The sequence below is a fragment of the Staphylococcus sp. Z5-21 genome (assembly GCF_056529615.1).
Genome location: NZ_CP096462.1, coordinates 1,852,927 through 1,875,898 on the forward strand (window position 1 = coordinate 1,852,927; position 22,972 = coordinate 1,875,898).

The window sequence follows — 22,972 nt, forward strand, 5'->3', positions numbered from 1 at the left end:
AATTTCAAAATATGTATGTTTTGTTGTTATAAATTTTTCGTATGAAAAGAAAGTACTAAATTAATCGTTTATATTAACTATGGTAAACCAAACATGCAACTGACCGTCACTTTTCCTTCTTCATATCCCCCCTATTTTCAAATAGTATTTTCATTAGATGACGCTGATTTCTAATGAAAATACTTCACGAATATTAAAAACTAACCTAGATTATTCAAAATAAATACTAATAAACTAAACTTAGGCTCTATGGAATGTCTTTACAACATTATTTGCTCATATTCCTATCAATAGTCGCTTAATTTTTCAATTGCTATACAACATTTTCTAGGTAAAACAATGTACACTATATTTAAATGATTATTTATTTTTAGGAGGAAATTCAATTATGAAACAACCTATTATCATAGATTCAGATCCTGGAATTGATGATGCTGCTGCGATTAGCATTGCATTAAATCATCCTAATTTTGATTTGCGAATGATTACTACAGTTAATGGAAATGTGGGTATTGAAAAAACAACTGCGAACGCTTTGAAACTTAAACGCTTTTTCTCGAGTACCGTTCCTGTACATAGAGGTTCCTCTCAACCATTATTATCAGAAATCGTAGATGCTAGTGCAGTACATGGTGAATCTGGGATGGGAGGATATGATTTTCCTAAGATTAATTACAGTGATTTATCATCCACTCATGCTGTAGAAGCCATGCGCAAAGAACTTCAATCAAGTGAAGACCCTATTACTTTAATACCAATAGGACCTTTAACAAATATTGCCCTATTACTCTCAACCTATCCAGAAGTAAAAGATTATATTAAAGAAATTGTATTAATGGGTGGTTCGGCAGCTCGAGGCAATGTCACACCATTAGCAGAATTTAATATTTATTGTGATCCAGAAGCAGCACACATTGTATTTAACTCTGGATTACCAATTACTATGGTTGGCTTGGATGTAGCTAGAAGTTCTACACTTAGTCACGCAACGGTGAATGAATTACAAAGTTTAAACAAAACCGGTGACATGTTGCATCAACTTTTCAAACATTATAAGGGCGACGATTTTGAAAAAGGAATCAATATCTATGATGCATATACGATACTTTATTTATTACATCCTGAAAAATTTGATGTGAAAGAGGCAGATGTACAAATTGAGACCACTGGAACACTTACAAAAGGTGCAACTGTTACAGATTTTAACACGCACTTCCCTAACTGCTCAGTTGTTATGTCTATCGAAACAAACGATTTCAAAAAACTATTTATTGAAGCTTTAAAATACTGTATATAATCTTAGTAAAAAACACACGCCCATTTCCATGGCGTGTGTTTTAAAATTTCAATTAATATGATTTACCCACATGATTATAAGGTCCACCCTGTTTTAAAATCTGATTGTAAATATGTTGGATTTTCTGTTCATTATTCACATCACTATTTTCATAATTAGTTCCTAGGATTACAATATACTTGTCATTAAAATATGACGTAAAAACTTGACCAAAAAAACCACCATTAATTCTATTTTTATCTGCAAAGGAATAAAACCCATAGCGATAAGGTTGAGGATATTTAGACGTCTTACTCTCATGTATCAGTGGTTTTGATATATGGCTATTTAATATTCCATTATTCTGTAATCCTAAAATCAATTTTCCCATATCACTCGGCGTCATGTATAAATTACCCGCCCCATAATACTGTTCTAAAACGTTGGGATACTGTTGTAGTGGTTTGCCAGATTTACCATCCTTTTTATAACCCTTAGCCATATATGCTTGAAAATTTGGATCATCAAAAAATGCAGTGAAATTTAGATGTTGCGGTTTTGAAATTCTATCCTCAAAATTTTTCTTATACGACTTGTTTGTCACTTCTTCAATCACACGCGATAATACTAAATAATTTCCGTCGTTGTACCTATTTTTATTGTAAAATTTAGGCTCAATGCCTTTTTGTTGAATCGCATGTACCGCTTCGTTTAAATTTTTATAATTTGGAGAAGCTTTATATTTAAACAATCCACTTTTATGCAACATGAGTTGATTTAAAGTAATTGGCTGCTTCGTTTTAAACCATGGCAAATATTTAGTTACAGAATCGTTCATGTTAATTTTATTTTCGCTTTCTAATTGTTTCAACATTAATCCTGTTGCAAACTTTTGAGAAGATCCAATTAAATATAAAGTATCTGCTTGATTCTGTTTATTTTCTTGAATGTTTTGCAAACCGTATCCTTTATTTAATTTGAGTTGACCATTTTCGAACACAGTTGCAGTACCGTTAAATTTAACTTGTTCAAGATATTGATTAATCTGCATCATCTGTGGATTTTGATTATCGACAATAGTCTGTAAATGCCCCATTTGTTTATTCGTAGTTTCTTGTTTCGTCTCATTTTGTAACATTGGCGTTTCTTGATGACTACGATGATATAGCTTATAGGCGATTGTAATAATAATTACTATTAATAATATAATTAAAATGATTGTTATTTTTTTGAGTATCTTTGTTGTCATAATGTTGCCTCTATATTTGTTTAAACTATATTATTAATATAGTTTGCTTCAAACTGTTGTGTAATTTCATCAATATTTTCAACTTCAAGTGAAAAATATAATTTAATTTTTGGCTCTGTACCAGAAGGTCTTAACGCAATAAAACCATTTTCAAAAATAAATCTAATTAAATTTGTCTTTGGTAATGTTAATTTCTCAGTATGACCTGTTATCATGTCTCTAACTTCTCCAACATGGTAGTCCTCAATTTTTAGTACATCCATACCACATATAGAAAATACCTGTTCATTTCTAAATTGCGCCATAATACTTTCTATTTTTTTAACACCGGCTTTTCCTTCAAATGTAGGCGCAAGTGTTCTGTCCTTGAAATAACCGATATTTTCGTAAATATCTTCAATTGTTTCCTTAAATGTTATACCGTTTTTATCAAGTAAATTCTTATATTTAACTAATAATGGTACCATTTGTATAGCATCTTTATCTCTTGAAATAGGTTGTGCTAAGTACCCATGACTTTCTTCAAATGCAAGCAGTAATTGCTTATCATCATCTTTCTGTTTGTGTTCTATTAAATCTGAAATGAATTTAAAACCTGTCAGAACATCGTTAACTTCTACATTGAGAGATGTTGCTAACCTTTCTGCTAGCTCGCTCGTAACTATTGATTTGATCATATATTGCGGCGTACTATCTTCAGTTAAATCTTGGAACCTTAATTTCATTAATAATAGCCCTATTTCATTGCCATTAAAATATCTAAAATCATTATCACCATAACGTTCTATAAATCCTAATCGATCCGCATCAGGATCAGTTGCAATAATAAGCTGTGCATCTGTTTTATCTGCTAGCTGTTTGCCAAGTGCAAAAGCTGCTTCATCTTCAGGATTAGCAATAGCTACTGTTGGAAAATTACCATTAGGTTCTGACTGTTCTTTTTCTATAACAAAATTATGATAATCTAATTCAGTTAAAATGTCAGATACCAAAGGTAGGCTCGTACCATGTAAACTCGTCAATATGACTTTTGCGTCATGTGCATCTATTGATCCTACTAATGACTTAACTTCTTTTTTATAACTTTCTGTTACTTCATTCGACATATATTTTATTTTACCGTTTTCTACGAACGCATTAAAATCACCTTTTTCAATATTTAACGGAGTTTCAATTGAATTTATATATTCACTTAATTGCTCTGAAGCTTCAGGTAATAATTGGCCACCCTTTTCATTATAAATCTTTATACCATTATAATTTTTAGGATTATGACTTGCTGTAATCATGATGCCTGCATTTACTTGTAGATGTCTTACGGCAAAGGATAATTCTGGTGTCGATTTATAATTGTCTGAAATAATAGCTGTGATACCATTATTTGCCAACACACTTGCCATCTCTTGTGAAAATGCTTTTGATAAAAATCTTGTATCAAAATGTATGACAACAGATGCGTCATCAACATTATGATTTAAATATTGAGCTAAACCTAGCGCTACTTTGCGGACTGTAAAAGCATTTAACCTTGCTGGTCCTAAACCAAATGTACTTCTAATACCTGCAGTACCAAATGATAAGACCCCTTCAAAACCAGCATTCTGTTCTTCTTCTGTTTGTGTTTCGTAAAAATCCTTTACTAAACTTTCATTTATATTTTCTAACCAAAGTGCTTTCACTATAATATTTCCTCCTCAAATCATTCATTCCTAGTACGTTTATTCTATCTTTATGCTGGAATATGATTAAATTTGTTTCAACGCTTGCTATAATTAAGTACAAAGGCAATCTAAAATTTCTAACATCTTTTAATTATAATCGTCTACAAGATGATATTTCCAATATATATTATATCCTATGTCTTTAAATAAATCATATTTTATCAAATGACATTATTGTAATACTATTTTTATGTTTATTAACCTTGCCACTTTCAATGATTTAAATCATTTCATAAATGATGATTTTATTAAATACAATCATATTTACTTAATCATACATGACAAGTGCATTGTATATTTATGATTAACACATAACTTCTGCGTGCATATTGTTTCATCATTTTATTACACATTGCCAATAAAATTACAATTAACAACTTCATAGTTGATATTTTTTAGTGATAGTAATAAAATTATAATTTATAGTGCATTTTCTTCTTTACAAATAATTTACAAAGTTAAAAAGAAGTATAATCAAAATATAAATATAGTTACATGTACAAAAAATCTAATAATTTGGGAGCTTCAAACATGAATAAATTTTTAAAATATTTCTTAATATTTCTTTCATTAGTTCTTGTCGTTGTTCCAATTATTTTTGCGATCATATTGCTAAAATCTTCTCAAGGCGCTTTTGAGTCTTCCTTTAATGATAGTGATTCCTCTAGGAAGTCAAATATACGTGACTCTAAAGTAAATCCTTCAAAAGATCCTATATCTATCCTATTTTTGGGAATTGATGATAATAGTGGCCGTGAAAAAAATGGACAAACAGCTGAAAAATCTAGAACCGATGCAATGATATTATCTACTTTTAATGCAGATAAGGAACAAATTAGAATGTTAAGTATTCCGCGTGATACAATCAGCTACATACCAAAAGTTGGTTATTATGATAAAATTACGCATGCACATGCATACGGAGGCCCTACTGCTTCAATGGACTCGGTAGAGGCTACATTAGATTTACCAGTCGATTACTATGTCAGAATTAATATGGAAGCGTTTGTTGATGCAGTTGATGAATTGGGCGGCATTAAATATGACGTCCCTTACAACATTAATGAACCAAATACAAACGATACTGGTAAAATTAAAGTCAAAAAAGGCTATCAAAATCTTAATGGCGATGAAGCATTGGCTGTAGCTAGAACACGTCATCAAGACTCAGATTTAAAACGTGGTCAGAGACAAATGGATTTAATTAAAAAACTATTTGCAAAAGCACAAAAAGCAGACTCATTTAATAAACTAGATGATGTTGTTGAAATTGTCGGAAAAAATGCCAAACATAATTTAAGTTATGATGAAATAAAAGTACTTGCTACTTCTTATTTAAAAGATGATATAAAAATAAAAAGTTCACAACTTGAAGGTGACGATGATTATTTAAATGGCATTTATTACTATAATCCAGATATAAAAAATATCCTGTCAACGACAAATATGTTGCGAAGTGACTTAGATTTACCTAAAATTAAAGATAAAGATGAATTACTAAATCAACGCGTGATTGATTATTATGGTACACTCGTACCATTAACCGAGTTAGATGATAGTCTTCTAACGAAATCACAAAAAGATAGCTCGGAAGATGAAAATAGTAATGAAAATCAATCAAATGAGAATGACAATAGCAACTCAGAAACAAATAACGCTGAAGATTATAATAATCAGCAACAAACGGATCAGTTTGGTAACGAACAAAATAACGTGAATCAACCCCAGAACGATTCTAATCAACAACAAAACGATCCTAACCAACAGCAAATTGATCCAAACCAACAACAGAACGCTCAAGAAGTACCAACGAATCAATATTAATCTAGAAAGGAGCTCGTAATATGTCACGCAAAACTTATGAAAAACTAGCACATGTGAATGGCATGTTTAATGTTTTAGAGCAGCAATTGATTCACAGCAAAGATATGGCGCTATACAGAAATGAATTTTTCTACGTTAATCATGAACATCGTGAGAATTATGAGGCCTTACGCATTTACTATAAAGATAGTGACCTTAATCCTGTAGTTGATGGTGCGTGTTACATCGTTGCACTCCCAGAAATATTTGAAAAAGTTGATGTTTTTGAATCTGAGTTACCATTTACTTGGGTATATGATCAAAATGGTATCACTGATACTATGAAGCAAATCAGTGTACCTATCCAATACTTGATTGCTGCAGCGTTAGAAGTAACCGATGTAAACCTATTCAAACCTTCTGGCTTTACCATGGGAATGAATAACTGGAATATTGCACAAATGCGTATTTTTTGGCAGTATACAGCAATCGTAAGAAAAGAAGCACAATAAATTCAAATAACTCTACCCTACCATCTATTTTATGGTAGGGTATTTTTAATATCTAAAATGAGAAAAGAGGTAAATATATGTTTAATATTGTGACTACACCTAAAATGATGGACGATGCATTAGAAATTCGTAAAGAAGTATTTGTGAAAGAACAAGGTGTTCCATTAGAAAATGAAATTGATCAATTTGAAGACGTTGCCACTCATGTCATTGGTTATGATTCAAATCATATACCTTTTGCTACTGGAAGATTTCGTCCTGTAAATAATAGTGTAAAAATAGAACGTGTAGCTGTTAGAGCGACGCACCGTAAATCAGGATATGGTCAATTACTTATGCAATTTCTTGAAACATCTGCAAAACAACAAGGTTATAATAAAATGACGTTAAATGCACAATATCATGCCAAGCCCTTTTATGAAGCGCTTGGTTATAAATCTACTGGTGATATCTTTATGGAAGAAAATATCGAACACATTGCTATGACAAAAATAATTTAAAAATTTTTCATCCGAATATTACAGTTATTCTTCATTTAAATTTTGTAATATTTCAGAAAGTGTAATATTTTAATATAATGTAAATTAGGCGTTATAACGCTTTTCTATTAGCTTTATAATTTTTTAATACTGGCTTTAGATTAATTTTATATTACAAAACAGTAAAAACCAGCCTCTAGGTCTTTCGTCGTATTATAATAGGATACAAAATATATAGTTAAAGGGGCAGTTAAATGGCTAAGAAAAAGAACACTTATAAGGTACCTTCGATTGTAGCACTTACATTAGCAGGTACAGCTTTGACAACTCATCATGCTCAAGCAGCAAGTAATACACAAGATCAAACTCCGAATAAAAATGTATTGGATGATGAAAAAGCACTTAACCAAAGTGAACAAATTAAATCTGAAATTAGCAAACCAACAACTAACATTTCAGGTACACAAACATACCAAGACCCTACACAAGTAAAAGATGCATCTTCAAATGAAGATACAAATTATGATGCACAGTTAGATGAGTTGAATGATCAAACTTCTGAACAAACATCAAATCAAGATACATATAATCAGGAGACAGACGTTCAAGAAGATCAACAAGATGTTTCATCAGATAATGACACGAAATCTTTAGATACTGAGCAAACTTCTGTTGAAGATAACAACCAAGAGAATGAAGAAAACAACACTGACTCAATACAATCAGAAACAAATTCAACTAATGAAGCATCACAGACATCTAATGATGTGAGTTCGAATGCTGAAGAAACAAATACAGATGAAAATTCGTCTGATGTAGCAAATCAAAATGAACCTGTTGCTCAAAATGACAAAGCAGAAACTTCTAATGAAGACGTTGCTTCTTCTGACGTTAAGCAAGACGACACTCAAAGTGACGCTAACACTTCTGATGTAGCAGATCAAAATGAATCAGAGACTCAAAATGACAATGCAGAAACTTCTAAAGAAGATGACGTTGCTTCTTCTGATGTTAAACAAGATGACACTCAAAGTGACGCTAACGCTTCTGATGATGTAAAAGATCAAAACGAATCTGAGACTCAAAATGATAAAGCAGAATCTTCTAATGAAGATGACATTGCTTCTTTTGATGTTAAGCAAGACGACACTCATAGTGACGCTAACGCTTCTGATGATGTGAAAGATCAAAACGAATCAGAAACTCAAAATGATAAAGCAGAAACTTCTAATGAAGACGTTGCTTCTAGTGATAAACAAGACGACACTCACAGTGACGCTAACGCTTCTGATATAGCAGATCAAAATGAATCTGCCACTCAAGATGACAAAGCAGAAACTTCTAATGAAGACGTTGCTTCTTCTGACGTTAATCAAGACGGCACTCATAGTGACGATAACGCTTCTGACGTAACAGATCAAAACGAATCTGTTGCTCAAAATGACAAAGCAGAAACTTCTAATGAAGACGTTGCTTCTTCTGATGTTAAACAAGATGACACTCAAAGTGACGCTAACGCTTCTGATGATGTAAAAGATCAAAACGAATCTGAGACTCAAAATGATAAAGCAGAATCTTCTAATGAAGATGACGTTGCTTCTTCTGATGTTAAACAAGATGACACTCAAAGTGACGCTAACGCTTCTGATGATGTAAAAGATCAAAACGAATCTGAAACTCAAAATGATAAAGCAGAATCTTCTAATGAAGACGTTGCTTCTAGTGATAAACAAGACGACACTCATAGTAACGATAGCGCTTCTGATATAGCAGATCAAAATGAATCTGCCACTCAAGATGACAAAGCAACTTCTAAAGAAGATGACGTTGCTTCTAATGACAAGCAAGATAATGCCAAAGTATCTACATCATCTAAAGAAGCTTCTACAGCAGAAAACAAAGTACAGCCAGCTACATTTAGTGCAAAAGTAACACCTAAGCTTAGAGTAGCTACTACTAGTGCTAATACTGCAGTAGCAACACGTTCTGCAGTAACTAAAGAAGCAACAACACGTGCGGCATTACCTAAATATTCACCAAAAGTTAATTCATCAATTAATAACTATATTCGTAAAAATAATTTTAAAGCACCAAATTACGAACAAGATATAGCAAATTACTTACCTCAATATAATTACCGTTATGGCAAACCTGAAGGTATTGTAATGCATGATACTGCTAATGATAATTCAACTATCACTGGTGAGATTAACTATATGAAGAATAATTACACGAGCGCTTTTGTTCATGCATATGTAGATGGTGATCGTATTATTGAAACTGCAAATACTGACTACTTAGCATGGGGTGCCGGTCCACAAGCAAATGATCGTTTTATACATGTTGAATTAGTTCATACGCATGACTATGACTCTTTTGCACGTTCAATAAATAATTATGCAGACTACGCAGCAACTAACCTACAATATTATGGTTTAGTCCCAGACAGTGCTGAATATGATGGTGTTGGTACGGTATGGACTCACCAAGCAGTCAGCAATTATTTAGGTGGTTCTGACCACTCTGACCCTCATGGTTACTTAGCAGCACATAATTATAGCTATGATGAACTTTACGATTTAATTTATGAAAAATATTTAATTAAAACTGGTCAAGCAGCAGCATGGGGTACTACTTCTTCTGGCAGTACAGGTGGTACTGGTGGTAGCACTGGTTCTGGAAACACAGGCACAACTACCCCATCAAAATCAGGTACCGTTAAAGTTACTGAAAATAATGGCGTAGGCCGTATCAACTCAAAAAATGATGGTTTATATACAACCGTTTATGACCAAAAAGGTAAAAAGACTGATCGCGTAAACCAAACACTTAAAGTAACTAAATCTGCTACTTTAGGTAAAGAACAATACTATTTAGTTTCTGACTATAACAAAGGCACTTTAATTGGTTGGGTACATCAAGGTGATGTGAGTTATAACGCCGCTAAAGCCGCTGCAAAAATCAATAAAACTTATAAAATTAATCCTGGAGAAGTGATTTATACAGTTCCTTGGGGAACAAGTAGTCAAAAAGCAGGTTCTGTTTCAGGTAAATCAGCTCAAACATTTAAAGCAACTAAGCAACAACAAATTAGTAAAACAAACTATATTTATGGTACTGTAAATAATTTAACTGGATGGGTTAGCTTAAGTAAATTAACGGCACCACCTACGACGCCAAGCAAGCCGTCTACGACTGCCAAGTTAGTTGTATCTAATTTAACTAATCAACAAGGTACAGTTGCTAAATCTAATCATGGTGTATATACATCTGTATATGATAAGCAAGGTGTACAAAAATCATATGTGAATGGTCAAACATACAAATTAAGTAAAAAAGCAACTTTAGGTAGCAATGCATTTTATTTAATTACTGATAATAAAACCAATACTAATTTAGGTTGGATGCAAACTGGAGATATAACAGTTAAAGAGACTGCTAAGAAACCAGCAGCAACTCAAACACAAACTGTAAGTAAGATTGGTCAATTAAATGCTACTAACTCTGGAATTAAAACAACAGTTTATGATCCAAAAGGTAAAGATGCATCTAAATTCTCAGGTAAAACATTTACTGTTACTAAACAACGTACACAAGGCAATAACACATATGTCTTAATCCAAAATACAAATCAAAACACACCAATCGGTTGGGTTAATACAAAAGATATCAATACACGTAACTTAAGTAAGACAACGGCTAAAAATGGTCAATATACTGTTAAAGCTACAAATAATGGTCTTTATGCTGTCCCTTGGGGTACAAAATCACAACAACTAGATACTTTAAAAAATGTAAAAAACAATCAATTTAATGCATCAAAATCAGTCTACGTTGACAAAGATGAATATATCTACGGTATTGTTAATAATAAAACTGGTTGGATTGCTGCAAAAGATTTAAATAGTACCACGAAGACACCTAGCGTTACAAAATCAGCTGTAACACCTATAAAATATGATTACATCATTCATAACCAAAAAGGTAGTTATTATATTGATCCATTAACAGGAAAAGCTGCTGGTTCATTGAAAGACTTTTATGAAGGTATTTTCACTGTATTTGAAAAACAAGTCATTAATGGTGTCACTTGGTACCATGGTAAATTAGCTAATGGTAAAGTCGTTTGGGTAAAAGAAGATGACTTACGTAAAGAATTAGTGAAATATTACAAATCAGGTCTTACACTTGATCAAGCAGTTGCTATCCAAAAAGGATTGAAATTCAAACCACAAATTCAACATACAGCTGGTAAATGGCAAGATGCTTCTGCAACTGAAATTAAAAATGCTATGGATTCTAGCAAATTAATTAAAGATCCAACTCAAAAATATCAATTCTTACGTTTAGATAAATCACAAAATATTTCTTCAGCTGATTTGGATAAACTATTAGTTGGTAAAGGTATTTTAGAAGGCCAAGGTGAAGCATTTAGCGAAGCTGCCAAAGCGTATAATATCAATGAAGTATATTTAATTTCACATGCCCTACTTGAAACTGGTAATGGTACATCTAAACTAGCTAATGGCGGAGATGTTGTTAACGGTAAAGTTGTAACTAATGGCAAAGATAAATACTATAATATGTTTGGTATTGGTGCTGTTGACAGCGATGCTGTTAAACAAGGTTTCGCTACAGCCAAAAATAATGGTTGGAATACTGTTAAAAAAGCAATTGTTGGTGGTGCTAAATTCATTGCTGGCTCATATATCAATCAAGGTCAAAACACACTTTACAAAATGCGTTGGAACCCTGAAAATCCAGGTGTTCATCAATATGCAACAGATGTAGCATGGGCAGCACATAATGCTACACGTATTAAAGGGTTTTATGATTCAATGGGTAAATTAGGTAAATACTTTGACGTAGATACTTATAAATAATCGCACTACTTTTTAGAGGCATTATTAAATGTTTATCAGCTTTACCTGTATCCCAATTTTTGGTATTTGATGACTAAAAAGTAAAAATCACTTTATGCTTTATAAATAACAAAAGATATTAAACGAAGCGTAGGTAATACATCACTTTTCAAAAAAGTGCTATATATCACCTACGCTTCGTTTATTTTATATTTCATTTAATAAAATATGTATGATGTGCATTTAATTTTTTTAATAACTGATTTAAGCTTTCAATATCTTTAGCTGTTAAATTTTGACATCGTGCTTCGATTAGCGCTATCCTAACTTCATTTATTTGTTCGACTAAAGCTTTTGACTTCTCTGTCACCATTAAATCTTTGCATCTCATATCCTTATTGGATTGTTTGCTCGTGATATAACCCATTTGACATAACTTCTTGATCCAACGTGATACGATAGATTGTTCTTTATTAATCTTCATTGTTAAATCATATTGAGATAACTTTTTATAATTATATAAAATTCTTAGCATCTCCAATTGCTCTGAAGTTAAATCTGTACGTTGTCCAAATCGTCTACTTACTAAATTAAGATCATTGCTCGTCAGTGTAATTAATTGTTCTAGTTGTTTATACATGTTGGTCATCTCCACTACTTTAAATTAAATTCTTAAGAGGTTAAATACACTATTTTATTTTCTAATATTATAATAGTATTCTTCCTAATATACAATGATAAAAGACAAATTGTACTATTTTGTTGCATTTCTCATATGTTTTATAATAAATTAGAAGTAGCGCATATAAAATTTATCGCATATATAAAAGGAGCAAAATAATGTCACAATTGAAAGAGAGAGATTACTTTTTCGATAATGCTAGAGCAATGTTAATCTTTCTTGTTGTGTTTGGCCATTTATTACAGCCATATACAGAAGCCAGTAAACATCTTTCTTCATTGTATTTAACAATATACAGCTTTCATATGCCGGGCTTTTTATTTATTTCTGGTTATTTTGCAAAAAAAGCAGGCCAAGCTGGTTATTTAGAAAAAGTCTCTAAAAAACTATTAATTCCTTACGTTGTTTTCTTTGGCTTTTTCTCTTTTTACTATTATTTAACTGGTAAAGAAGATAGTGTGAAATTTGATCCATTCGATCCAGTATTTGCATTATGGTTTTTACTTACATTATTCTTTTTCCACGTTATATTAGTAATCGTGAAGGACTATAAACCATACTATGTTTTACCGATTGCCATAATTATCTCATTATTTGCGGGTTATTCATCAAATATCGATAATTATCTAAGCTTTTCAAGAACCATCATGTTCTTTCCAATATTTTATTTAGGTTATCTGTTTACGAATAAGCATATCCAAACTTTAAAAAATAAAAAACTTGTTCCAATCTCTATCATCATTTTGATTGTATTTTATGTTACTTATACATATCATCCTATTAATGCAGATTGGTTATTAGGTGACTCACCCTATATGTCACTCGAAGGTAAACCAGACTTATACAGTCCTATTAAAAGGTTATTACTTTATTTCATAATTTTAATAACACTTTTCTCTTTCTTAAATCTAATACCAGAAAAAGAAAAGTTTTACACTTATATTGGACGTAGAACAATGTATGTTTATTTATTACATGGTTTAGTCATCGGGGTTATACGTGGATTCGGTATTTATCCATTTAAAGATTCAGTATCGATATTAACTTATGTCTATTTACTGCTCTTTACGACGATTATTGTCTATGCATTATCAACACGTTTTGTATCAAAATGGACAAATCCAATTATTAATCTACAATCCCCTTCTAAATTCAAAGAATAAAGGTACTGTGAAACGCGATATGATATATTTAAAGTAATGATGCGTAACCATTAATTAACGCAATCGCTTTATAGCAAGTATCATTAAAAAATAAGCATGATATAAATTTTTGCTATCCATTATAACTTTATATCGACATGCTTGTGGAGCGAGAATCAAAAGCCAAAGCTATCTTTGATTCTCGCTCTAACTCTACATATAAAATTAAATTTGGTATTTTTAAATCTTGAGGTGATTTATACAATGAAACTATCATTAAATAATAATTCAAAACATTTAAGTGCACCAAGTATTCGTCAATTTTCAAGCCGTATTAGCGGTATAAAAGACTGTATTAATTTAACAATTGGTCAACCAGATTTTCCAATGCCTGATGTTGTTAAATCTGCTTATATCCAGGCAATAAATGAAAATCAAACAAGCTATTCACATAATAAAGGTCTAGAGGAAACAAGAAATGCAGTTAGCCAATATTTCCATCAACGTTATGGATTTAAATATAGTTCCGAAGAAATTATTATTACCAACGGTGCTAGTGAAGCATTAGATACTGCATTAAGAAGCATCATTGATGAAGGTGATGAAATATTAATACCAGGTCCAGTATATTCTGGCTATATTCCACTTATCAAAACATTAGGTGGCGTGCCGGTTTATATTGATACCACAGAGACGAATTATAAAGTCACACCTGAAGCTATAGAGGCACATTTAACTGCGAAGACCAAAGCCATATTACTAAACTACCCTACTAATCCAACGGGCGTCATTTTGAACCACAATGAGGTTCAAGCACTAACTGAAACTTTAAAGCATATGCCTATATTTGTTATTAGTGATGAGATATATGCTGAAAACACTTTTACTGGCAAACATACATCATTCGCTGAATTCCCATCTATTAGAGAACAATTATTATTAGTTGGTGGTTTAAGTAAATCTCACTCTGCTACAGGTATTCGCATTGGATTCTTAATAGGTCCAGAATATCTTATTGAAAAATTAACTTTTATGCATGCCTACAATTGTATTTGTGCAAATGTACCAGCACAAATTGCTTGTATCGCTGCATTGAACGAAGGACTTGAAGCACCACAATATATGAACGAAGCATATATTGAACGCCGTAATTTCCTTATACAAAAACTTGAATCATTAGGTTTTGAACTCGATGCCAAACCTGAAGGTGCTTTTTATATTTTCCCAAGTATTCAACGCTTTACAGAAAACGATTTTGACTTTTGTGTAGATGTTCTGGAAAATGCTCATGTTGCAATTGTACCTGGTTCATCTTTTACTGATATTGGAAAGGGGCATGTTCGTATATCTTACGCATACGAACTTGATGCTTTAAAAGAAGCCATGAGAAGATTAGAAGATTACCTTAAAAATAAATATAATTAAAATAAAAACCGAGTAAAAGTTATGTCTATTAATAACTTTTACTCGGTTTTTTTATAAACAAGTGCTGCTCGTCAGCTATTCAATCCTGTTATATTTATCTTTCTTCATCATTTATATATATATTTTGTTCAGCGAACGTTTTTAAAATTTCATGATAAGCAAGAGAATCTTCCCTCTTCATATTAAACTGTTGAATGACATCCTCTGATATTTTTGGAAAATGATCTTTCAATTCTAATCCTTTTTCAGTTAATCGAACCTTCACTCTGCGCTCATCTTCTTCCGTTCTCATACGCTCAATAAGTGATTTTTTTTCTAAACGTTTAATAATTGGACTGATTGTACCTGAATCTAAATAAAGTTCATCACACAAGGTTTTAATATATATAGGTTTATCATTTTCAATATAAAGTAAGACAATATAATTCGGAAAGCTAATATCAAATTGCTTTAAATACTTATTAAATCTATTTACTACTTCTTTGCTAGTAATATAAAATAAATAGCACATTTCTTTTCTCATTTGATCATAATCGTTTGAAGTCATCTGTCTCCCCCAATCTATTAATAATAATATTAATAGATGTTTTAATAATAGTCAAATTTAATAATTAATTGTAAAAAAGTTTTCACATATAAAGGTATACCACCATTTATTATTTTGAAAAGAAACACTAAAAAATTAAGGTAAATATTTTGAATTTACATTCTAAAATTTTTAACTATCTCACAATAACAAATCATAATCTATCAATATTAGTACGCTTGAATATTAATATTATTATTAATTATTAAATACAATTGATATTCTAAAATTAATAAAAAAGAGCCTGGCACATGTCAAAATGTCCAGACTCTTTTCTTAATTACCAGTAGATATAAAGTACAGCTTAGAACTACTTTCACATTTTATGTGAATTAGTAGTTCTTATGCATGAGGTTAGCTCAAGTAATCCTTATACACTACTTTCACATCCTAAATTTTTATGGGAATTTAGGGAATTGATCAAAATCAGGATCACGTTTTTCTTTAAACGCATCTCTACCTTCTTTAGCTTCATCCGTTGTGTAATAAAGTAAAGTAGCGTCTCCTGCCATTTGTTGTAAACCAGCTAATCCATCCGTATCAGCATTCATAGCTGCTTTTAAGAATCTTAATGCTGTAGGAGAATGTTGTTTCATTTCTTGACACCATTGTACTGTTTCATCTTCAACTTGATCTAAAGGAACAACCGTATTGACTAAGCCCATGTCCAATGCTTCCTGAGCATTATATTGACGACATAAGTACCAAATTTCACGTGCTTTTTTATGTCCTACGATACGAGCTAAATAACCTGAACCATAGCCAGCATCAAACGAACCTACTTTAGGTCCTGTTTGGCCAAAAATAGCATTATCAGCAGCAATTGTTAAATCACATACAACGTTCAATACGTTACCGCCACCGATAGCATAACCTCTAACCATTGCAACTACAGGTTTAGGGATTACACGAATAAGTCTTTGTAAATCTAAAACGTTTAAACGTGGAATTTGATCATCGCCTACATAACCACCATGGCCACGGACTTTTTGGTCTCCGCCAGAACAAAACGCTTTATCTCCTTCACCTGTCAAAATAATGACAGAAATACGTTGGTCGTCACGTGCTCTTGTAAATGCATCAATCATTTCTTGTACCGTATTTGGTGTGAATGCATTACGTACTTCAGGACGATTAATTGTAACTTTTGCAATACCATCATATAATTCATATTTAATTTCTTTATATTCTCTAATTGTTTCCCACTGTCTAGTCATTTTGCTCCTCCTTATTAATAAAACCTATTACTATTCTATCAAATTCTGCCATTTCTTCCACATGAATTGTATGCCCACTATTAGCAACAACATGCATTTCAAAATTTGGCATAACTGAAATGATATTTCTAGCTATTTTACAGAACTTACCATCTAATTCACCTACTATGATACACGTTGGTATTTGAATTTGATTTAATTGTGGCCATAAGTTCGGCATTTGTCCAGTTCCATAATCACGCAAAGCTTTGGCTAAACGCATTGGATTTTGACGTAATCTCATATCACGAATTGCGTTTCTTGTTGATTTATCTAACTCATACTGCGTATAAAACAACGGTAATTTTTCCCAATCATTCACAAACACCTCTAAGCCAGCTATTTCAAGCACTTTTGCTCTTGCTTGATCAACTAGCTGTCTTTCTTGTCGCTCATCACTGTTTTCAATTCCAGGAGATGTACTTTCTAGTATAAGCCCTGTTAATTGCGCTTGACCATATAAAGCATAGTAAAGTCCAATTCTACCACCCATGGAATAACCATGTAAGTAAATTTGATAATTTGTAAATAATCGCAACGTTTGATCTAACTCATGACTAATAAAAGGAAAATCCCATTTATGCTCTAAATCAGACTGATCTGCACCATGACCTGGTAAATCAATAGTTAAAATATTTATATTTTTATTTAGACTATGAATATGTTGATCAAATGTCTGTTGATCACTAATAAAGCCATGCAACATGACTAACAATTTGTCTGTTGGGGCGGTTGATTGATGAAATTTATAATGTAACATCGATAATATCACTCAACTTTTTATAGAGTTTAAGATGTTGCTGTTTGTTATCTTCTCGATGTGTCATGATTTCGTAAATATGTGAACCAAATTGCGATAAATCTGCATATTTAAAGGCTTCAATCGTATCAAATCGATCAAATGCAAAATCATATAATAACGCCGTATGTTCAAAATTCAATCCAGTTGGTGTACCGAACAATCTTTCAAAATATGCATCTGCCTCATTTTTTTGAGGTAAATATGAAAAGATACCGCCACCATCATTATTAAGTAAGACGATATTGAGTTGTATATCATTCAATTTAGACATTAATAAGCCATTCATATCATGGTAAAATGCTAAATCTCCAATCAACAATGTAATCTTTTTATGCACGGCCATACCTAACGCCGTAGATGTGACACCATCTATACCGTTCGCACCACGATTCGCGAATACTTCTGCCTCACAATCAATAAATAGATTATCAACATCACGAATTGGCATACTATTGCTCACAAACATAGCATCATCCTTGGTTAATTTATCTAATACATTACCCACATAAGCAGCTTCATCTGTAGCAGTTCTTAAATGATTTTTGATTTCTACTATTGCATGTTTTTCCACTGTTTGCCATTTCTCTAACCATTGCTTACGCTCAACTGTTGGCATCTCTGATAATTGTCTAAAGAAATCATTAGCAGACATTTCATATGATACGTGTGGGGTGATCGGAAATGCATCCGGACGATCATTATTTTGTACTAATATTTGGAATGCTTCTGTTACTTTTAACCATTGATTTAATTTTTTCGAAATTACAGGTTTACCAACACGAATGACAAAATCAGCCTCTAATTCTAAACCTGATCTCAACAATAGATCATAAGTCGTAACCACATTCGGATGGTGTTCACGTCTTAATTGACTCAATGGATCAGCTAAAATTGGCATATCATGGATTGTTGAAAATGTAAGAATTTGATCCACATCTTGATGTTGCATATCACCAACAATGATTAAACCTTTTCTTTTTTTCATCATTGCACTAATTTCATTTAAACTCGTTGTTTTTTGATAGTGTGGCAATATCTTTGTATCTGAAGTTAACCATTCTACTTTTTCAGTATTTGGTGTTAATGGTTCTCTAAAAGGTAAATTAAGATGTATGGGTCCTCGATGTGGGCCATAAAGAAATTGACTCGCTTTTTGCAATTGGAATTTAATTGTATTCGCCATTATATCTTCATTATCATTCTTTTCAGCAATTGGAAAATCAAACTGATACTGCACATAATTAGCAAACATATTCGTTTGATTTATTGCCTGAGGTGCACCAATGCCTCTTAATTCATGAGGTCGATCACTTGTAAGTACAACTAATGGTAAGTGACTCAAACTGCTTTCGGAAATCGCAGGTGTATAGTTAGCAGCTGCACTTCCTGATGTACAAAGGATAGCGACTGGTTTTTCACTACCTTTCGTCAAACCCATTGCAAAAAAGGCTGCACTTCTTTCATCTGGATGAATCCACGATTTCAATTTGGGATGCGCTTCTATAGCAATTGCTAGTGGTGTAGAACGCGATCCAGGACTTATAACTACTTCTCTAATGCCATAAGCATATAATTCAGAAACAATTGTAAAAACCTGCTTTGTTAATGCATCTGTATGATTATTCATATTCCTCGACTCCTAAAGCTTTCATCATAGGGTTAAATTTAACTGCAGTTTCTTCGACTTCACTATCCGCATCAGAATTTTTCACAATGCCACAACCAGCAAATAATGTGGCCTGGTTTTTCTTAATTAGCATGGATCTAATTGCTACAATAAACTCGCAATCATCATTCATATCTATATATCCAACAGGTGCACCATATAATCCACGCGTACCGAATTCATTTTGTTCAATGTATTCAATTGCTTCAGCTTTTGGATAGCCTCCAAGCGCTGGTGTTGGATGTAAATTGTCTAACAATCCAATATATGAATCATTTTCTAATTGACCCTTAATTTTTGTATATAGGTGATATAAATGATCATTGGTTAATATCTGCGGTGTTTCGTTAAAAGTAATATCTCTAACATAAGGTGCTATATCGTTTAATATACTTTCTACTACGAAACGATGTTCGTTTAAATTTTTATCATCATTTAAGAAAGCCTGTATATTTTCTTTATCTACTTCATCTTGATGTGTACGTTTGATTGTTCCAGCAACAGCCTTGGTAGATAATATACCATTGTTAACTTCCATTAATTGTTCCGGTGTTTGCGAGAAGAATATACTATCCTGTGACTCTAAGACAAATAAGTAACTATTATGTTCACCTTGTGATGCTTTTTGTAAGATATACGGTATATTGATATTTTTATCAAACATAACCAAACGTTTTCTCGCTAATACAATTTTTTTATGTTCATCTAATACATCAATTGTATCCTTAACTAAATCACGCCATTCATCTTTATATATATCTTCAATGCGTTTAATATTACCAATTTCAAACTCAGAATCTATTGTATTTTGAGTTAAATGTGCAATCAACGCTTTAAATTGTTCAATTTCAAATTGTTCTGCTTTTACAGTATAAGTAATATAAGAAACACCATTTTCCATAGTTATTAATACTTCTGGTAGTATAAAATGATTAATACCAAATTCTCGCCACTCATCACCAGATTTATGCATTGAGAATTGGAAACCTCCGCAAATCTTCAGATGATGTTTATCGGAGCTCGGATGTATTAATTCAATATCACTTTTGTATTTTTGCCATTCTCGAAAAATAGATTGTTTATTTTCAAAATCATTTTTAAATCTAGTAATAGCATGATAGCCAAAGAATGAAGTTTTGTTGTCATTTTTCTTGTAATAAAAACGGTCTCCAGCATTTTCTTCAGTCAAATGGAATAACACTGTAGGATCTAATTCATAGTCTATTTTTGCTTCTACTGAAACCCAAGTATGATTACTTTCGTATACCGCTTCGACAATTTCACTTTCCCTGAGGTCTAATGTCATCTATTTCACTTCTTTCATTTATCAGTTTACACTCATTATAATATTGTACCACTTTTCACATTGTGTGTATGGTTTCTAGCTTATTTCGTTACTACAAATTTTTACGTAATTTGACCTTTACACCTTATTCTATTAAAATATATTAGATAAAAAATATCATAAATTTAAAGAATTCGAGGTAAATCATTATGTCATCTCAATATCAACAATATTCAACTGTCAAAAAGTACTGGCAGTTAATGAGACCACATACATTGACTGCTGCTGTCGTACCTGTACTCGTTGGTACTGCTTCAGCTAAGCTCTTCTTACTGGGGAGTGAAGATCATTTAAAACTAAGTCTCTTATTAGCTATGTTAATTGCCTGTCTATTAATACAAGCTGCAACGAACATGTTCAACGAATACTATGATTTCAAAAAAGGCTTAGATGATCATACTTCAGTTGGTATCGGAGGCGCCATTGTTCGAAATGGTATGAGTCCCAAATTAGTAATGAATTTAGCCATTGCATTCTATATTATAGCCGCGTTATTAGGTATTTTCATTGCAATACAAAGCTCATTCTGGTTACTGCCAATTGGTCTAGTTTGTATGTCAGTTGGTTATTTGTATACTGGTGGTCCTTTACCAATCTCATGGACACCATTCGGCGAACTGTTTTCTGGCGTGTTTATGGGTATGATCATTATATTAATTGCATTCTTTATTCAAACTGGCAATTTACAAAGCCTTGTTGTTTGGATAAGCATTCCAATTGTAATCACTATTGGTCTTATCAATATGGCCAACAATATTCGAGATCGTGTTAAAGATAAAGAAAGTGGTCGAAAGACACTACCAATCTTATTAGGCAAAAATAATTCAGTACGCTTCTTAGGTCTCATGTATATTATTGCCTATGTACTTGTTATTTATATCACTTTCTTTATCCCTGGTGGTTCAATCTTCTTTTTATTAGCATTACTTTCATTCCCAATGCCAATTAAAGCCGTGCGTAGATTCAAGAAAAACGATACACCTCAAACAATGATGCCAGCGATGGCAGCGACAGGTAAAACCAATACATTCTTTGGTTTACTATATGCATTAGGTATTTATATTAGCGCATTACTTGGTGGTATTTAAGAACGTGCTAGTGTCACATTCCCATGACTCGGACGTATACATTTTCGTCCCTGTTAACCACTGTAAATAAGCTGAATTAAGTCGAGACATATATTCATGTCTCGGCTTTTTTAATTCGCTTTATAAACCATGTGATAATGTATATGACCATATAGATCAAATTTACTATTCGCTTCAAATCCCAACTTTTTATACACACTTAATGCGCCTTCATTAGTTACATCACAATTTAAACTCCATTTTTCATCTTTATATGCATTTAGCACATGTTTAACTAACTGTGTGGCAACACCTCTTCCACGATATTGTGGAAATGTTGCGACTGTCTCTATATACCATTCATCATCATTAGCCTCTTTCATCGGCATCGGCGACCCGTATGCTCTAATATCATCGTCTAACGTCATATCTAGCCACGCACGTTCCATTTCTAATTCCTTATTGCCAGGATATGCAATTAAGCACCCTGCTACCTCTCCATCTATTTCATATATCCATGTATTGCTATAATGACCTCTGTAAGGTACCTCAATCATACTTTGCTCCATTACTTTCAGTAAACGTTCCTTTTCAATACCTTTTACCATATCAACTTCTAGTTCTTGCCAAATGATGTAACACAATTCTGCAATTTTTTGAATATCGTTTGGATTTGCTTTTCTAATCATATATAATCTCCTCAGCTTCGTTAATTATTTATTTTAATTATAAATGATAAAATCTAAAATTTCGAAGTTAATACTATTTAATTTTTCTCTTTTAAATCAATTGTTTTCAATTGTTGTATCGTAAAAGATAAGAGATAATTACCGTATTAACTATAATTTATGAAAGGATATGGAATAATGAAAGTAAATAAAGTCATTTACGTCGTACTTGCGTTTATTTTAGGCTGGTGTGGTATACACAAATTTTATTCAAATCAGCTTTTACAAGGAATACTTCACCTTATTTTCTTTTGGACTGGTATCCCCTATATCATTGCGATTATTAGTGGATTGTTAACAATATTTTTCAACAAAGCTGATGAAGATGGATTGATTATCCTCGAGAAATAGACTTTAACCTCTTATAAAAT

Annotated in this window: 18 protein-coding genes; 9 read left to right on the top strand and 9 right to left on the bottom strand. The window is 32.1% G+C overall.

Annotation, left to right across the window (positions count from 1 at the left end; translation table 11 throughout):
* Window positions 1–388: 388 nt before the first annotated feature.
* Window positions 389–1,297 carry a ribonucleoside hydrolase RihC gene (gene rihC, locus M1D64_RS09250; protein ID WP_041079033.1) on the top strand — a complete coding sequence of 303 codons (909 nt, stop codon included), beginning with the start codon at window positions 389–391 and terminating at the stop codon, window positions 1,295–1,297.
* A gap of 52 nt (window positions 1,298–1,349) precedes the next feature.
* Here rihC and M1D64_RS09255 read toward each other — a convergent pair whose 3' ends face one another.
* Together M1D64_RS09255 and M1D64_RS09260 are read right to left on the bottom strand one after the other, a co-directional pair.
* Window positions 1,350–2,525 (bottom strand): serine hydrolase domain-containing protein, encoded by a 1,176-nt coding sequence (locus M1D64_RS09255; RefSeq protein WP_002483715.1) that lies wholly within the window; start codon window positions 2,523–2,525, stop codon window positions 1,350–1,352.
* A gap of 20 nt (window positions 2,526–2,545) precedes the next feature.
* The gene (locus M1D64_RS09260; RefSeq protein WP_002483716.1) at window positions 2,546–4,204 is read right to left on the bottom strand and encodes a phospho-sugar mutase; all 1,659 of its coding nucleotides are present in this window, start codon (window positions 4,202–4,204) and stop codon (window positions 2,546–2,548) included.
* A gap of 573 nt (window positions 4,205–4,777) precedes the next feature.
* On the opposite strand from M1D64_RS09260, the gene M1D64_RS09265 reads away from it, so the two are divergent.
* The 4 genes from M1D64_RS09265 (at window position 4,778) to M1D64_RS09280 (ending at window position 11,923) form a co-directional block, all read left to right on the top strand.
* On the top strand, window positions 4,778–6,070 hold the full coding sequence (locus M1D64_RS09265; protein WP_011303450.1) for an LCP family protein: 1,293 nt from the start codon (window positions 4,778–4,780) through the stop codon (window positions 6,068–6,070).
* A 20-nt stretch (window positions 6,071–6,090) separates the two neighbouring features.
* Window positions 6,091–6,561, top strand: a complete 471-nt coding sequence (locus M1D64_RS09270; protein ID WP_002483718.1) for a DUF2538 family protein — start codon at window positions 6,091–6,093, stop codon at window positions 6,559–6,561.
* Between the two features lie 77 nt (window positions 6,562–6,638).
* Window positions 6,639–7,061 carry a GNAT family N-acetyltransferase gene (locus tag M1D64_RS09275; RefSeq protein ID WP_041079030.1) on the top strand — a complete coding sequence of 141 codons (423 nt, stop codon included), beginning with the start codon at window positions 6,639–6,641 and terminating at the stop codon, window positions 7,059–7,061.
* A 233-nt stretch (window positions 7,062–7,294) separates the two neighbouring features.
* Window positions 7,295–11,923 carry a GW dipeptide domain-containing protein gene (locus M1D64_RS09280; protein WP_129303492.1) on the top strand — a complete coding sequence of 1,543 codons (4,629 nt, stop codon included), beginning with the start codon at window positions 7,295–7,297 and terminating at the stop codon, window positions 11,921–11,923.
* Between the two features lie 193 nt (window positions 11,924–12,116).
* On the opposite strand, the gene M1D64_RS09285 is transcribed toward M1D64_RS09280, so the two are convergent.
* A complete protein-coding gene (locus tag M1D64_RS09285; RefSeq protein WP_002483721.1) occupies window positions 12,117–12,542 on the bottom strand; it encodes a MarR family transcriptional regulator in 426 nt (141 codons plus the stop codon).
* Between the two features lie 200 nt (window positions 12,543–12,742).
* On the opposite strand from M1D64_RS09285, the gene M1D64_RS09290 reads away from it, so the two are divergent.
* Window positions 12,743–13,747: an acyltransferase family protein gene (locus M1D64_RS09290; RefSeq protein WP_041079028.1), complete on the top strand. Its 1,005-nt coding sequence runs from the start codon at window positions 12,743–12,745 to the stop codon at window positions 13,745–13,747.
* A 243-nt stretch (window positions 13,748–13,990) separates the two neighbouring features.
* Window positions 13,991–15,151: an aminotransferase class I/II-fold pyridoxal phosphate-dependent enzyme gene (locus M1D64_RS09295; protein ID WP_041079026.1), complete on the top strand. Its 1,161-nt coding sequence runs from the start codon at window positions 13,991–13,993 to the stop codon at window positions 15,149–15,151.
* 94 nt (window positions 15,152–15,245) lie between these two features.
* Here M1D64_RS09295 and M1D64_RS09300 read toward each other — a convergent pair whose 3' ends face one another.
* The 5 genes from M1D64_RS09300 to M1D64_RS09320 form a co-directional block, all read right to left on the bottom strand.
* Window positions 15,246–15,698, bottom strand: a complete 453-nt coding sequence (locus M1D64_RS09300; RefSeq protein ID WP_041079024.1) for a MarR family winged helix-turn-helix transcriptional regulator — start codon at window positions 15,696–15,698, stop codon at window positions 15,246–15,248.
* Between the two features lie 437 nt (window positions 15,699–16,135).
* Complete coding sequence (gene menB, locus M1D64_RS09305) at window positions 16,136–16,954, bottom strand: 1,4-dihydroxy-2-naphthoyl-CoA synthase (RefSeq protein WP_002483725.1); 819 nt, start codon at window positions 16,952–16,954, stop codon at window positions 16,136–16,138.
* Window positions 16,947–17,753: a 2-succinyl-6-hydroxy-2,4-cyclohexadiene-1-carboxylate synthase gene (gene menH, locus M1D64_RS09310; RefSeq protein WP_041079022.1), complete on the bottom strand. Its 807-nt coding sequence runs from the start codon at window positions 17,751–17,753 to the stop codon at window positions 16,947–16,949. Before menH ends, menB begins: the two co-directional genes overlap by 8 nt.
* A complete protein-coding gene (gene menD, locus M1D64_RS09315) occupies window positions 17,740–19,422 on the bottom strand; it encodes a 2-succinyl-5-enolpyruvyl-6-hydroxy-3-cyclohexene-1-carboxylic-acid synthase (protein WP_369083814.1) in 1,683 nt (560 codons plus the stop codon). The genes menH and menD overlap by 14 nt, the downstream gene beginning before the upstream one ends.
* A complete protein-coding gene (locus tag M1D64_RS09320; protein WP_011303459.1) occupies window positions 19,415–20,767 on the bottom strand; it encodes an isochorismate synthase in 1,353 nt (450 codons plus the stop codon). The genes menD and M1D64_RS09320 overlap by 8 nt, the downstream gene beginning before the upstream one ends.
* A gap of 188 nt (window positions 20,768–20,955) precedes the next feature.
* Here M1D64_RS09320 and M1D64_RS09325 point away from each other — a divergent pair, with 188 nt between their 5' ends.
* A complete protein-coding gene (locus tag M1D64_RS09325; RefSeq protein ID WP_041079016.1) occupies window positions 20,956–21,894 on the top strand; it encodes a 1,4-dihydroxy-2-naphthoate polyprenyltransferase in 939 nt (312 codons plus the stop codon).
* 110 nt (window positions 21,895–22,004) lie between these two features.
* Here the strand turns inward: M1D64_RS09325 and M1D64_RS09330 are convergent, their stop codons facing one another.
* Window positions 22,005–22,562 (bottom strand): GNAT family N-acetyltransferase, encoded by a 558-nt coding sequence (locus M1D64_RS09330; RefSeq protein WP_002483730.1) that lies wholly within the window; start codon window positions 22,560–22,562, stop codon window positions 22,005–22,007.
* Between the two features lie 177 nt (window positions 22,563–22,739).
* On the opposite strand from M1D64_RS09330, the gene M1D64_RS09335 reads away from it, so the two are divergent.
* Entirely contained in the window at window positions 22,740–22,952 is a 213-nt protein-coding gene (locus M1D64_RS09335; RefSeq protein WP_011303462.1) for a TM2 domain-containing protein, read from the top strand.
* The last annotated feature ends 20 nt before the right edge of the window (window positions 22,953–22,972 follow it).